This is a genomic window from Kitasatospora sp. NPDC001261, assembly GCF_042896795.1.
GTDB lineage: Bacteria > Actinomycetota > Actinomycetes > Streptomycetales > Streptomycetaceae > Kitasatospora.
This window is the reverse complement of sequence record NZ_JBIAXP010000006.1, coordinates 253,494-267,755: the sequence shown is the minus strand read 5'-3', so window position 1 is coordinate 267,755 and position 14,262 is coordinate 253,494. Positions and strand designations below refer to the sequence as shown.

General features: G+C 75.4%; 10 protein-coding genes. 8 read left to right on the top strand and 2 right to left on the bottom strand.

Features of this window, described 5'->3' with window-relative positions; translation table 11 throughout:
- Nucleotides 1–25 precede the first annotated feature (25 nt).
- From ACFY4B_RS10830 to ACFY4B_RS10800, 7 genes are all read left to right on the top strand, one after another.
- Nucleotides 26–2,824 (top strand): toxin glutamine deamidase domain-containing protein, encoded by a 2,799-nt coding sequence (locus ACFY4B_RS10830; protein WP_387967198.1) that lies wholly within the window; start codon nucleotides 26–28, stop codon nucleotides 2,822–2,824.
- Nucleotides 2,825–3,988: 1,164 nt separating this feature from the next.
- Nucleotides 3,989–5,299 (top strand): SUKH-4 family immunity protein, encoded by a 1,311-nt coding sequence (locus ACFY4B_RS10825; protein WP_387967196.1) that lies wholly within the window; start codon nucleotides 3,989–3,991, stop codon nucleotides 5,297–5,299.
- A gap of 142 nt (nucleotides 5,300–5,441) precedes the next feature.
- On the top strand, nucleotides 5,442–6,404 hold the full coding sequence (locus ACFY4B_RS10820) for a Ppx/GppA family phosphatase (protein ID WP_387967194.1): 963 nt from the start codon (nucleotides 5,442–5,444) through the stop codon (nucleotides 6,402–6,404).
- Between the two features lie 573 nt (nucleotides 6,405–6,977).
- The gene (locus ACFY4B_RS10815) at nucleotides 6,978–7,805 is read left to right on the top strand and encodes a sugar phosphate isomerase/epimerase (protein ID WP_079272395.1); all 828 of its coding nucleotides are present in this window, start codon (nucleotides 6,978–6,980) and stop codon (nucleotides 7,803–7,805) included.
- Nucleotides 7,806–7,851: 46 nt separating this feature from the next.
- Nucleotides 7,852–8,622 carry a class I SAM-dependent methyltransferase gene (locus ACFY4B_RS10810; RefSeq protein WP_074004028.1) on the top strand — a complete coding sequence of 257 codons (771 nt, stop codon included), beginning with the start codon at nucleotides 7,852–7,854 and terminating at the stop codon, nucleotides 8,620–8,622.
- 172 nt (nucleotides 8,623–8,794) lie between these two features.
- Nucleotides 8,795–10,639, top strand: a complete 1,845-nt coding sequence (gene ilvD / locus ACFY4B_RS10805) for a dihydroxy-acid dehydratase (RefSeq protein WP_074004027.1) — start codon at nucleotides 8,795–8,797, stop codon at nucleotides 10,637–10,639.
- 171 nt (nucleotides 10,640–10,810) lie between these two features.
- The gene (locus ACFY4B_RS10800) at nucleotides 10,811–11,341 is read left to right on the top strand and encodes a hypothetical protein (RefSeq protein WP_107418827.1); all 531 of its coding nucleotides are present in this window, start codon (nucleotides 10,811–10,813) and stop codon (nucleotides 11,339–11,341) included.
- 6 nt (nucleotides 11,342–11,347) lie between these two features.
- Here the strand turns inward: ACFY4B_RS10800 and ACFY4B_RS10795 are convergent, their stop codons facing one another.
- Together ACFY4B_RS10795 and ACFY4B_RS10790 are read right to left on the bottom strand one after the other, a co-directional pair.
- Nucleotides 11,348–12,589 (bottom strand): hypothetical protein, encoded by a 1,242-nt coding sequence (locus tag ACFY4B_RS10795; protein WP_387967191.1) that lies wholly within the window; start codon nucleotides 12,587–12,589, stop codon nucleotides 11,348–11,350.
- Between the two features lie 124 nt (nucleotides 12,590–12,713).
- Nucleotides 12,714–13,163, bottom strand: a complete 450-nt coding sequence (locus tag ACFY4B_RS10790) for a hypothetical protein (protein WP_143204615.1) — start codon at nucleotides 13,161–13,163, stop codon at nucleotides 12,714–12,716.
- Nucleotides 13,164–13,412: 249 nt separating this feature from the next.
- Here ACFY4B_RS10790 and proC point away from each other — a divergent pair, with 249 nt between their 5' ends.
- Entirely contained in the window at nucleotides 13,413–14,240 is an 828-nt protein-coding gene (gene proC / locus ACFY4B_RS10785; RefSeq protein ID WP_049652199.1) for a pyrroline-5-carboxylate reductase, read from the top strand.
- Nucleotides 14,241–14,262: the final 22 nt, after the last annotated feature.

The following is a 14,262-nucleotide window of genomic DNA, read 5'->3' as shown; positions in this document are numbered from 1 at the left end:
AAGCCCGGCTCGAAGGGGGAAGCGCGTGTCCCGGAAACTGCCCGAGGAACTGGTCCCGGTGCTGGCCCGGACCGGCCGGCTGTGGCCGCAGGCCGACGAGGAGGGCCTGCGCAAGGCCGCCGGAGTCTGGCGCGAGTTCGGCAAGGAGGCCGACCGGCTCACCCGCCGCTGCGGCGAGTCCGTCCGGCGGGTCACCGCCGACAACTCCGGCCACGCGGTCGAGGCCTTCGGCGCGTACTGGCAGGCCTTCAGCGGCGGCGGCAAGGGCCACCTGGACGACGCGCACAGCGCGGTCGGGCTGGTCGCCGGGGCCTTCGACACGTCCGCGCGGGCCGTGGACACCTGCAAGGCCGAGATCATCGCGACCCTGCGGCAGCTCGCCGCCGAACTCCGGCAGGCCGAGGAGCAGGCGGCCAAGGCCAAGGAGGCGGCCGGCAAGATCGCCGCGGCGGCGGCCGGCGGCGACCCGGCCGGGAGCGGGGTGGCCGGGAGTGAGGTGGCCGGGAACGGGGTGGTCGGCGGATTGCGGAAGGCCGTCGGCGGCCTCGCGGCCACGGTGGAGAACGCCGCCACCGAGCAGGTCGCGGCGGGGGTGGCGGCCGTCGCCGTCGAGACCGCCGCGCTGAAGATCGGCGGACTGCTCGCCGAACTCGGCCGCGCCATGAAGGACGCCCTGTCCGGCGTGCTCGAGGAGCCGGCCGCGGTCGCCCTGCTGAAGCTCGGCAGCGCGTCGGGGACGGAGGTCACCGCCGCCTCGTACCGCAACGGCGCGTTCGACCCGCTCGCCGCCGGGCTGCCCGCCGCCCTCGGCGAACCGGGCGTGCTCGGCGCCGACGGCTCCGGGCTGGTGCTGCTCGCGGGAAAGGACGGCAAGCCGCTGGTCGGCGTGCCCGGGCTGACGGTCAAGGTGGACGAGCAGGGCAAGCCCGTCCTCGGCCCGGACGGGCAGCCGGTCATCCTCCGTGCCGACGGCACGCCGGTGGCCGACGCCACCGGGCTGCTGGTCGTCCCGGGGCCGGACGGCACGCCGGTGGTCGGGGTGGCGGACCTGGCGGTCCGGCTGGACGAGCGCGGGCAGCCGGTGCTCACCGACGAGGACGGCAAGGCGCTCCGCGGGGTGCCGCTCGCCGGGCTGACACCGGGGGCGACCGGACCGGGGGTGGTCGGGCCGTCGGCGGTCGGGCCGGGTGGCGACAAGCCGCTCGCGGGTGCGGCGCCCGACGGGTCGACGGTGCCGACGGTGCCGGGCGCGGTGTCGGTGGCCTCGGTCGCGGTGGCGGACCCGGGGGCGGTCGTCGGCGTGCCGGACGTGGCGAGCGCGGCGAGCGCTCCCGTGGGCGCGTCGGCGGGCGGTGCCGTGGCGGCCGGGGGCTCGCCGGGGCAGCACCGGGCGACGGGCGGTGGGGGCGGCGGTGACTGGGCACCGCTGGCACCGGCCATTGCCGCGCCGGCCCGGCAGAGCGGCGGGTCGGCGGGCTGGTCGGACGGGGACTACCCGCTCCAGGCGCCCGCGGCCGCCTCGCACAGCGGCGGGAGTACGGGCGGGCCGGTGGCCGTACGGACGGACTCGGTGAGCGCTCCGGCCGCGCCCGCCACCGCGCCCGTCACCGCACCGTCCGCCGGAGGACCCGCGTACGGCCCGGCGCCGGAGACCCCCTCGGCGGTCCGGCCGGTCGGGGTGCCCGGGCAGTTCGGGACCCCGGCGTACGGCGGCGGGTACGGCGGCTACCAGGCGGCCGGTCCGGTCGCCACCGTCGGGCCGGGGCCGTTGGCGGGCACCGGCGGCGGACCCGCGAACGTGGCGGCCCCGTTCGGCAGCGGCGTCGGGGCGGGGGCGGCCGGCAGTCCAGGCGGCCCCGGCGGCGTGGTGGGCGGTGGGCCGGCCGTCGGCGGTCCGGCCGCTGGAGGGCCGCCTACCGGCGCGCCGGTGGCCCGGACCCCGGTCGGCGCGGCGCCGCAGCACCCGGTCGTCGGACCGCCGCCGGTCCACACCGCGCCGCCTTCCCCGGCCGCACCCCCAGTCGTCGGGACCACCCCGGTGATCGGCCGCCCCGAGGCGCACCCGGTGGAGGCCCGACGGCGGGAGAACGCGGCGGTCCCTGCCGACCCGACCCTCGCCTGGGGCGCGGTCCCGGTCGCGACCGCCCACGCGATGGCCCTCCAACTCGCCCTGCGCGCCCGGCGCGGAGCCCAGCCGGAGGATCCGGCGTTCCGGCCGCGCAGCATCGCCGACAGCCGTCCGTACGGCCTGCCGGGCGGGCTCGCACCGGTCGACCCGGAGCACCAGGCCGAACTCGAACGCCGCGCCCCCCGGGACGCGGACGGCCTGCCCGTCCGCCACCCCGACCCGGCCGCCGGCGGCTGGGCGGAGGCCGTCAACGACGGCGGCCACCGCGAACCGGGCCGGGCCAACAACAGCCTGGAGATCGCCCTCTCGGCGGTCGAGTGCTACACCGGCCGCCCCACCTGCGCGGCCCCGCGCATCCCCACCGAGGGCGACGCCGGCGAACGCGGGGGCCGCGACCGCGCCGAACGCGAACTCGGCGCCCCCTTCCGGGACCTGGGCGACGGCGCCCCGGCCTTCGACCGCCTCGCCGACGACCTCCGCCGCGCCGGCCACGGCTCCCAGGCGGTGCTCCTCACCCTCGACGCCTACGGCCGCCCGCACGCCTGGAACGCCGTCAACCACCAGGACGCCGTCACCTACCTCGACCACCAGCTCGCCCGCCAGGCCCCCACCCCCCTCCACCCCGCCACCCACGGCCTCTGGGCCATCGCCCTCACCCCCGAAGGCCGCCCCCTCCCCCTCACCCCCGCCGCCTGACCTGCGCCACTGACCCGCACCCCACACCCCGCGCAGGAAGTCGGCCCGCCCGACTTCCTGCGCAGCCGGACGTCGTGCCCCCTGCCACCTCGCCTCCTGAGCCGCACCCCCGCCGCCTGACCCGCCCCCTGCCACCTCGTTTCCTGACCCGTACCCCACACCCCGCGCAGGAAGTCGGCCCGCCCGACTTCCTGCGCAGCCGCACACGACACCCCTTCTGCGGAGAAATCTGTAGACCGGTCGCCATATTCGCCACACGGGAACCGGGGGTAGCCCGCGCGAGAAGTCGGCCCGGCCGACTTCCTGTGCGCTATCGAGCCGGCCAGGTCGAGGTCCACCAGGCGCGGCATAGGAAGTCGGCGGAGTCGACTTCTCGTGCGCAGAGGGGCGAGGCCGGCGGCGATCTATGTAGTCCGACCGTCATATCCCTCGCGCGTGCATTGGACGGGCTCGCATGAGAAGTCGGCTGGGCCGACTTCTTGCGCGCTTACGAGCCGGTTGGGCCTGGCTGTGCCCAGAACTATGTAGACCGGCCGTCATATTTTCCCAGGTCCTACACAGGAAGTCGGCTGGGCCGACTTTTCGTGCGCAGGGTGGGGTGCGGGTCGGCAGGATCTGTAGACCGGTCTGCATATTCCTCTCGGAGGGTGCACGGAAGGTCGGGCTGATCGACTTCTCGTGCGCGGAGGGGCGGGGGCGGCGGCAGGCTATGTGGCCTGGTCTTCGCCCGCGTTGGAGGAGCTCGCGTGAGAAGTCGGCTGGGCCGACTTCCTGTGCGCTTTCGGGCTGGCCGGCCCTGGGTGTACCTGGGGCCAGGTAGGCCGGCCGTCGCATTTATCCGGGTTCTGCATAGGAAGTCGGCGGGGTCGACTTTTCGTGCGCGGGGGAGGTGTGGGGCGTCTCCCGGGGGTGCATGGAAGGTCGGGCTGATCGACTTCTCGTGCGCGGAGGGGTGGGGTCGGCGGCAGAGGGAGCTACGCCAGAAGTCGGCGGGGCCGACTTTTCGTGCAGGGGGTGTGGGCCAGTAAGGGCGTGCAGGCCGGTCGTCGCATACCTCGTGGGGGAGGCGCAGGAAGTCGGCCGGGCCGACTTCCTGCGCGGGGCGGGGAGTCGGTGGGGGCGTAGGGTCGCGGGTCGGGCAGGGTCGGGGTCGGGGAGGGCCGGATGATTTCGCGGGCGCAGGCGGTGGAGGCGGGGCAGCGGTGGATCAACGGGGATCTGCCGCAGGGGGCCGGGGTGGTGCGGCGGGTGTGCACCCATGAGTTCGAGCTCGGCTGGGTGGTGTGGGCGGAGCCCGCCCGGGCGGTGGTCGACCCGCGGACGGGGGAGCGGCGGGCGCCCGAGGAGGTGGGGGCGGCCTGCGCCGTGGTGGACCGGGAGAGCGGGCGGTTCACGGTGTGGCCCTCGGTGCCGGTGGACGAAGTGGTGGGGCTGTACCGGGACTTCGTCGGCGCGGGCGGCTACGACCCGACCCTCCAGCCGGCGACCGGCCGGGGCGCCAGGGCCGAGCTGACCTACCGGGACGGCACCGGCGAGGAGCGGTCGCTGGCCCTGCGGTCCGCGGCGGGCCTGCCGCACCCGGCACTGCGCGGCTGGTGGTGGCTGCGCGAGCAGGGCGTCGCCGCCGAGGACGTGCTGGCCGTCCGGACCGACCTGCGGCCGAGCGCCCTGCCCGGCGGCTACTGGTCGTACGCGCTGGCCGCCGAACTGCCGGACGTCCGGGTCGACTTCGAGCTTCCGTACGGCCCGCGCTTCGACCACCGGGCGGCCGCCGTACGGGCGCTGCCCGCGCCGCCGGACGGTCCGGCCCGCAACCGGGTGCCCTTTCCCCGCGCGGTGCGCGACGCGTCCGGCGGTCCCGGCACATCCGGCGAGCCCGACGCCGTGCTCGCCGCCCGGCTCGCGGAGCGGTTCGGCCCGGCGGGTGTCCAGCGCTTCGAGCCGGCCGACGTCGCCCGCGCCGAACTGCCCGGGGACGCGGCCGCGCTGCTGCTGGCGGTGGGCGTCCCGGTGGCCGTGCCGGGGTTCTTCGCGCTGCACCACCCGGGCGCGGAGGCGATCGCCGACGGCACCCGCCAGGGCACCGTCCTGCCCCCGCTCGCCGCGCACCTGGCCGGACTCGGCCGCGGCACCCGGGTGGCCGAGCGGGAGCGCCTGGCGCTCGCCGGGCAGCTGGTGCTGGGGACGGACGGCTGGGCGCTGCTGGCCCTCGACCCGGTGGACGGCGCCGTCCGGGCGGTGGACCCGGACTACGCGACCGCCCGCCACTGCAACGCGGACCTGCGCGCCTTCGTCCGCTGCCTGGAGGTGTTCGCCGGCTGGTGGCCGGCTCTGCGCGGGCTCGACCCGGTGGCCGCGGGCGGGGCGGTGGACGCCCTGCAGCACGCGCTGGCGGCCGTGGACGGCACGGTCTTCACCGACCCGGAGAACTGGTGGGCCGTCATCGTCGAGCAGCTGTGGGACGGCCTCCTCTGACGGACGGCGGGCCGCCGGAAGACCGGCCCGCCCACCGGCCCGCCCACCGGCCCACCCACCGGCCCGCGGACCGGTTCCGGACCGGCGCGAATACCGTCGCACCCCCTCTCACCAGGGCCCGGATCGCGTAGCGTGGAGAGTTATGCGACTCGGTGTGCTCGACGTAGGTTCCAACACGGTCCACTTCCTCGTGGTGGACGCCCATCCGGGCGCTGCTCCGCTGCCCGCGTACTCGCACAAGGCCGAGCTGCGTCTGGCGGAGCTGCTGGACGAGGGCGGCGCGATAAGCGAGGCCGGGGTCGAGCGGCTGGTCGGCCACGTCGCGTCCTCGCTGCGGGTCGCCGAGGACAAGGGCGTCGTCGACATCCTCCCGTTCGCGACCTCCGCCGTGCGCGAGGCCGCCAACGGCGAGGAGGTGCTGCGCCGGGTGGCCGCCGAGACCGGCGTCGAGCTGCGCGTGCTCTCCGGGCAGGACGAGGCCCGGCTCACCTTCCTGGCCGTCCGCCGCTGGTTCGGCTGGTCCTCGGGCCGGCTGCTCAACCTGGACATCGGCGGCGGTTCGCTGGAGATCGCCTGCGGCCTGGACGAGCAGCCGGACGTCGCCTGCTCGCTGCCGCTGGGCGCCGGCCGGCTGACCGCCCGCTGGCTGCCGGGGGACATCGCCGACCCGGAGGGGCTGCGCGAGCTGAGACGCCACATCCGGGCCGAGCTCGCCACCGTGGTCGGCGAGATCACCCGGCTCGGCCCGGCCCGGCACGCGGTCGCCACCTCCAAGACCTTCAAGCAGCTGGCCCGGATGACCGGCGCCGCCCCCGCCGACGCCGGTCCGTACACCGACCGCCGGCTCACCCGCAGCGGGCTGGCCGCCTGGCTGCCCCGGCTGTCGGCGATGACCGTTGCCGAGCGCGCCCGGATCCCGGGCGTCTCCGAGGGCCGGGCCAAGCAGCTGCTGGCCGGCGCGCTGGTCGCCGATGCCGCGATGGACCTGTTCGGGCTGGAGGAGCTGGACGTCTGTCCGTGGGCGCTGCGCGAGGGCATCATCCTGCGCCGCCTGGACACCATGGACAGCCCGGCCGACCGCCGCCGCCCGGCGCTCACCCCGTAAGCCGGGCGCGGACCCCGGGGCGCGCACCCGGGCGGCCGCCCGGACAGTCGTCCGGACCCGTCCCGACCGACCGCCGACCGACCGCCCCGGGGCAACGTGCCGATGGTCACTGCGCCGGTCATCCCGCCCCGTTCGCCGCGTGCTCCGCATACGCTGTCTCCCGTGGTGCAACCAGCGGGCGAGGACGGAACGCAGGAGGACCGCACTCCCGGGAGCGGGCAGTCGCGGCCGGACGGCCCGCGCCGCAGGCTCGGCAAGGCGGTCACGGGCGCCACCGCCGCCCAGGCCGCCAAGCAGGCCTCGAAGGCGGTCAAGGCCGCCCAGCGCACCGCGAAGACCGCCGCGGCGAAGACCAGCGCGGCGAAGACGGCGCGAACGGCGAAGACGGCGAAGACGCCCACCGCGAAGCAGCCCGCCCCGAAGACGAAGCAGCCCGCCGCCAAGGCCGCCCCGAAGGAGACCCGCACCGCCCGGGCCGCCGGCGCCGCCAAGGCCGCCGTCCAGTCCGTCCGCTCGGTCAAGGCCGCCAAGCGGGACGCCGCCCGCCCGCCGCTGCTGCGCACCACCGACCGGCTGGTGCTGCCCCGGCACCCGGCCCTGCACATCCCGGACACCAAGGTGGCGCTGTCCACCGCCTCGGTGTACCCGGCGAGCACCGCCGTCGCCTTCGAGCTGGCCGCCAAGCTCGGCTACGACGGGGTCGAGGTGATGGTCTGGAACGACCCGGTCAGCCAGGACATCGACGCCCTGCGCCGGCTCTCCGACGCCCACCGGCTGCCCATCCTGGCCGTGCACGCGCCCTGCCTGCTGATCACCCAGCGGGTGTGGAGCACCGACCCGTGGACCAAGCTGGTCCGGGCCCGGGCGGCGGCCGAGAAGCTCGGCGCGAGCGCCGTGGTCGTCCACCCGCCGTTCCGCTGGCAGCGCCAGTACGCCCGGGAGTTCGTCGAGGGGATCCACCGGATGGCGGGCGAGACCGACGTCCGCTTCGCCGTCGAGAACATGTACCCGTGGCGCTACCGCGACCGCGAGATGCTCGCGTACGCCCCCGGCTGGGACGTCACCGACGAGGAGTACCGGCACTTCACCATCGACCTCTCGCACGCGGCCACCTCCCGGATCGACACCTTCGCCATGGTCGAGCGGATGGGCGACCGGCTCGCCCACGTCCACCTGGCCGACGGCAGCGGCTCCGGCAAGGACGAGCACCTGATCCCCGGCCGCGGCAAGCAGCCCTGCGCCGAGCTGCTGGAGCACCTCGCCCGGACCGGCTTCGACGGCCACGTGGTGCTGGAGGTCAACACCCGCCGCTCGGCCTCCCCCGCCGAACGCGAGGCCGACCTGGCCGAGGCCCTCGCTTTTACCCGCTTGCACCTGGCCACCCCCTCGCGCGTACGCTGAGCCGTCCGGTCCGCCCGGGCGTCAACTGCCGTACGAAGGGGGACGCATGACGGAGAGTCGGAACTACCGCGAGGCCGCCGCGAGCTTCGGCGGGGTCGCCGCCGAGTACGAGCAGGGCCGCCCCGGCTATCCCGACGAGCTGTTCGACGCGCTGGAGCGGCTCTGGGGCCGCGGCCTCGCCGGTGCCCGGGTCCTGGACGTCGGCGCCGGGACGGGCATCGCCACCCGGCTGCTGGCCGCGCGCGGCGCGGAGGTCGTCGCCGTCGAGCCCAGCCCCGGGATGGCCGCCCGGTTCCTGGCCTCCTCGCCGGGCCTGCCGCTGGTCCGGGGCACCGGCGACGACCTGCCCTTCCACGACGGGTCCGTCGACCTGGTCGCCTACGCCCAGGCCTTCCACTGGACGTACCCCGAGAAGTCCGTCCCCGAGGCGGTCCGGGTGCTGCGGCCCGGGGGCGCCGTCGCCGCCTGGTGGAACGTGTACGACGAGACCGTGCCGTGGATCCGGGCCAGGAGCGAGCGGATGGCCGCCGCCCTCCCCGGCCGCTTCCACGGCTACGGCGGGATCAGCGGCCACGTCGGGCACTTCGCCCCGGCCGGCCTCGTGGTCGAACGGACGGCACTGCGCTGGGAGCGGCGGGTCACCGTCGAGCACGTGCTCACCGACCTCACCTCCCGTTCCTACCTGGCCTCGCTCAGCCCCGAGGAGCGCGCGCCGGTGCTGGCCGCCGAACGGGAGGCCATGGTCGCCGCGTTCCCGGACGGCGTCGTGGTCGAGCCGTTCAGTCTGGACCTCACCGTGGCCGTCAAGCCCGGCTGACGCCCGGACCCCGCCGCCTGCCCGCACCGCCGTCCGCCAGTGCCTCCGCCTGCCCGCATCGCGGACGGACCGTCCGCCGGCCGGACGGCGGGCGTAGGCTCGGTACCCACAGCGGCCCCCGAACCCTCCCAGCAGCGGGGTGCCCGCGAGAGCCCCGAAGGAGTGGAGCACAGTGCCCGAGCTGAGGTCCCGTACGGTCACCCACGGTCGCAACATGGCAGGCGCCCGGGCGCTTCTCCGGGCGGCCGGCGTAGCCCGCGAGGACTTCGGCAAGCCGATCATCGCGGTGGCCAACTCCTTCACCGAGTTCGTCCCCGGGCACACCCACCTCCAGCCGGTCGGCCGGATCGTCTCCGAGGCGATCAAGCAGGCGGGCGGCATCCCGCGCGAGTTCAACACCATCGCCGTGGACGACGGCATCGCGATGGGCCACGGCGGCATGCTCTACTCGCTGCCCTCGCGCGACCTGATCGCCGACTCGGTCGAGTACATGGTCAACGCGCACTGCGCCGACGCCCTGATCTGCATCTCCAACTGCGACAAGATCACCCCGGGCATGCTGATGGCCGCGCTGCGCCTGAACATCCCGACCGTCTTCGTCTCCGGCGGCCCGATGGAGGCCGGCAAGGCGACCCTGGTCGACGGCACCGTGCGCAAGCTCGACCTGGTCGACGCGATCTCCCAGGCGGTCAACGAGAACGTCTCCGACGAGGACATCGCGATCATCGAGGAGAACGCCTGTCCCACCTGCGGCTCGTGCTCCGGCATGTTCACCGCCAACTCGATGAACTGCCTGACCGAGGCGATCGGCCTCTCGCTGCCGGGCAACGGCTCGGTGCTCGCCACCCACACCGCCCGCCGGGCCCTGTACGAGCGGGCCGGGCAGAACGTCGTCGAGATCGCGAACCGCTACTACGGCGGTGACGACGCCTCGGTGCTGCCCCGGGCGATCGCCACCCGCGCCGCCTTCGAGAACGCCATGGCCCTGGACATTGCCATGGGCGGCTCGACCAACACCATCCTGCACCTGCTCGCCGCCGCCCAGGAGGCCGAGCTGGACTTCGACATGCGGGCCATCGACGCGATCTCCCGCAAGGTGCCCTGCCTGTCCAAGGTCGCGCCGAACGGCTCGTACTACATGGAGGACGTGCACCGGGCCGGCGGCATCCCGGCCATCCTCGGCGAGCTGTACCGGGCCGGGCTGCTCAACGAGGACGTCCATACCGTGCACGCCGACTCGCTCGCCGAGTGGCTCAAGACCTGGGACGTGCGCGGCGGTTCGCCGTCCGCCGAGGCCGTCGAGCTGTGGCACGCCGCCCCCGGCTGCGTCCGCTCCGCCGAGGCCTTCTCGCAGTCCGAGCGCTGGGAGTCGCTGGACACCGACTCGGCCAAGGGCTGCATCCGCGGCGCCGAGCACGCCTACTCGGTCGAGGGCGGCCTGGCCGTGCTGTACGGCAACCTCGCCGAGGACGGCTGCATCGTGAAGACCGCCGGCGTGGACGAGTCGATCTGGACCTTCAGCGGCCCGGCCGTCGTGGTCGAGTCCCAGGAGGACGCGGTCGAGGCGATCCTCGCCAAGCGGGTCAAGGAGGGCGACGTCGTCGTCATCCGCTACGAGGGCCCCAGGGGCGGCCCGGGCATGCAGGAGATGCTCTACCCGACCTCCTTCCTGAAGGGCCGGGGCCTGGGCAAGGCCTGCGCGCTGGTCACCGACGGCCGCTTCTCCGGCGGCACCTCGGGCCTGTCCATCGGCCACGCCTCCCCGGAGGCGGCCTCCGGCGGCACCATCGCGCTGGTCGAGGACGGCGACACCATCGCCATCGACATCCCCGGCCGCCGGATCTCCCTGGAGGTCCCGGACGAGGTGCTGGCCGAGCGCCGCCGCGTCCTGGAGGCCACGGGCGGCTACCGGCCGAAGAACCGCGAGCGCCAGGTCAGCCAGGCCCTGCGGGCCTACGCCGCGATGGCCACCTCCGCCGACAAGGGCGCCGTCCGCGACGTGTCCAAGCTCGGCTGAGCCCGAGGCGAACGCCGGGCCCGCACGGAAGCGGAACACCGGCCCGTACGGAACCGGAACGCCGGGCCGTACGGAACCGGAACGCCTGGCCCGCACCGAACGAGGAGGAGCCGTCCCACCGGCCGGGACGGCTCCTCCGCCGTGTGCGGCGCTCGGGTGATAATCGACGGCGTGAGCGAGCAGCCCCCCACCCCCGCCCCCACTCCCGCCGGCGCCCCCGAGCCGGAGCCGATCCGCTTCTTCGGCACGTCCTGGCTCAACCGGGACAACGGCTACTGGCCGCGCCGGGTCGGTGTCTCGGTCGGTGCCCTGGCCGCGACCGCCGCCGCCGTGCTGGTGCTGCGCTTCGGCATCGAGGGCATCGCGCTCTCCGAGGACGGCACCTTCCTCAACGGGCTGCTGACCGCCGCCATCGCGGTCTGCTCGATGATGGCCGTACGGCGCACCTGGAAGGTGCTCACCGAGGGCCGGGACCAGCTGACCGGCTGGATGGCCGAGGACAAGTCGCTCGGCGCGGTCTGGCTGATCGGCGGGGCCGGCAGCCTGGCCGCCTACTTCGTCCGCAGCCTGGTCGAGGCTCCCGGCGAGGCGGTCCGGCGGGCCGCCCACGAGCGGGCCGTCGCCCAGTACGAGAAGCGCCAGGCGGGCCGCGGCCGCCGGCCCGACACCAAGGCGCCGGGCCGGGCCAAGCGCAAGCGCTGACGGCGGTCAGGTCCGGCTGGCGGAGCCGCAGTTCCCGGTGCCCGGCGGCACCCGGTCCCGGTCGTACGGGTCCGCGGTCGGCCCGGTCGGTACCGGGCCGGGCCGGGTGGACCGGTCGAACTCCGGGTGCAGGAAGCCGTCGTAGCGGCCGCAGGTGCTGTTGCCGAAGCTCTCCACGGTCTCGTCGATCGCGAGCTTCCCCGGATCGACCTGGTACTTGGCCGGGTCGTAGAAGTGGAAGGTGTCCACCTGCCGGACGATGGTCCGGACCGTCTCCGCGAGGTCCGCGGAGCCGTTCGCCGAGGCCGCCTGGTCGGCCGTCTTCGGGCCGGGGCGCAGCGCGTACACGTAGCTGACGTCGGCCCGCATCAGGACGCCGTTCTCCCCGTCGGCCGTGACGTCGATCCGGCCCCGCACCTTGACCACGTCGGTGACCGGGACGGCCTCCCGCGGGTCGAAGCGGGTGAACCAGGCGGTGGGGTCACTGGTCGCCGAGGGGTGGTCCAGCGACGCGGCCGCGGCCTCCCGGGTGCGGCCGTCGAGCATCGCCAGCGCGACGTCCGGGCGGCCGCCGGACACCACCTTCGGGTCCAGGTGGGCCGCCGCCAGGTAGGCCCGCACCGACTGCAGCCGGGCGGCCACCTCGTCGGCACCGAACGCGCCGGTGGCCCGGGGGGTCTTCGGCAGTTCGATCCCGTCCGTGCCGGCGGCCCAGTCCTCGGCGGGGGAGCCGGCCCACGGGTGGTCGGGGGTCGGCTGCCGTCCGTCGCGCTCCGCCGCCGGGCTCGCGGAGACCGGGTGGTCGGAGGCGTAGCCGAAGTGGGTGGAGTACCAGAGCTTCAGCCCGTCGATGTTCAGTGCCACGAGCAGCACGGCGACGGTCAGCAGGACGTAGAGCGGCGTGCGCCACTCCAGGCGGCGGCGCGGACGCGGGTCGCCCCACGCGTCGACCGCCCGCGCCGGGCGGACGGGCTTGCGGACGGGCTTGCGGCGGAAGCGGCGCCCGCGCGCCGCGGGGCCGTCGTTGACCGAGCGGCGGCCGCCCGGATCGACCGGCGGGGTGTGCTTCCAGCGGGCGGACAGCATGCGGGTGCGCCCGCTCTGCTCCTTGACGGTGGCGCTGCGGACGAACTCCTCGTCCAGGACGAGGTCGGCGAACGGGTCCTTCCGGCCCGCCCCGGACGGGTCGGACCCGTTCGGCTCGTCGCCCCCGGCGGGGCGCGGTTCCGGTTCTTCGGCGATCGGCATCGCGCCAGTATGCCGACGGGGTCTGACGATCCCTCGATCGGGGGCACACCGTGTGGTGAACACCTGTGCGTCGTCCGCGGGACCGGTGCCGTTCGTCCGGAAGCGCGCCGGTGCGGGCGCCCGCTCAGTCCTTGCCGCGGGCCTGCTTGACCGAGCCGACCACCCCGGCGATCGCCAGCAGCAGGCCGGCCGGCAGCAGCGAGATGAAGAAGGCGCCGAACAGGCCTTCGTCGCCGAGGAACAGCTGGGCCAGCGTGTTCAGGACCAGCAGCCCGCCGGCGGCCGGCAGCGCCGACTGCCACGGGTGGTCGTTCGCCCAGCGGCGCAGCCTCCGGTCGGTGGTGTCGCGCCGCAGCCGGCCGCCGACGGTGCCGACCAGGAAGAAGAAGAACAGGCCCCAGCCGGCCGGTGAGGCCAGCATGCTCAGCGACCAGTCCCCGGTGATCGCATCGATCCCCAGGGCCGTCGCCCCCACCACCGCACCGACCCCCGCGGCGGTCCGCCACGGGCCCACGGTCGCCGAGGCGACGGCGAGTTGCCGGTTCTCACGTCGGGACATTTCGTCGTGTGCCATGGCTCCACGGTGCGCCCGCGGGAGCCGGGAGGCCATAGGGGAAACCCCCGAGATTTCTCCCTAGGGGCCTGTCCTCCGCCAGGCGGCAGCGCGGGCGGCGACCACGGAGCCGATGGTCCCCGCGCGGGCGGCGACCACGGAGCGGACGGTCCCCGCGCGGGCCGCGACCACGGAGCGGACGGTCCCCGCGCGGGCCGCCGGGCGGTGCGAGGATGGCGGCAGTACCGAGGCAAGGAGCGGGAGCGGACCATGGGCAGCAGCGGAGCACACGGACAGAAGATCGCCTTCCTGGGCACCGGCAAGATCGGCGAGGCCCTGCTCTCCGGTCTGCTGCGGGCCGGCAAGGACCCGGCCGACGTCCTGGTGACCGCCCGCCGTCCCGAGCGGGCGGCCGAACTCGCCGACCGCTACGGCGTGGTGGCCGTCTCCAACGCCGAGGCCGCCAAGCTCGCCGACACCCTGATCCTCGCGGTCAAGCCACAGGACATGGGCGCCCTGCTGGAGGAGCTGGCCCCGCACGTCGGCGCGGACCGGCTGGTGATCTCGGCCGCGGCCGGCGTTCCCACCGCCTGGTTCGAGGAGCGGCTCGCGGCGGGCACCCCGGTGGTCCGGGTGATGCCCAACACCCCGGTCCTGGTGGACGAGGGGATGAGCGTCATCTCGGCGGGCTCGCACGCGGGCGAGGAGCACCTGGCGCGGGCCGAGGAGATCTTCAGCTCGGTCGGCAAGGCGCTGCGGCTGCCCGAGTCCCAGCAGGACGCGGCCACCGCGCTGTCCGGCTCCGGGCCGGCCTACTTCTACTTCCTGGTGGAGGCGATGACCGACGCCGGCATCCTGCTCGGGCTGCCCCGGCAGGTGGCGCACGACCTGATCGTGCAGTCCGCGATCGGCGCCTCGGTGATGCTGCGGGACTCCGGCGAGCACCCGGTGAAGCTGCGCGAGGCGGTCACCTCCCCGGCCGGCACGACCATCGCGGCGATCCGCGAGCTGGAGAACCACGGGGTGCGGGCCGCCCTGCTCGGCGCCCTGGAGGCGGCCCGGGACCGCTCCCGGGAGCTGGCCTCGGGCGGGAAATGACCGCTGCGCGACCCCTCCCGTA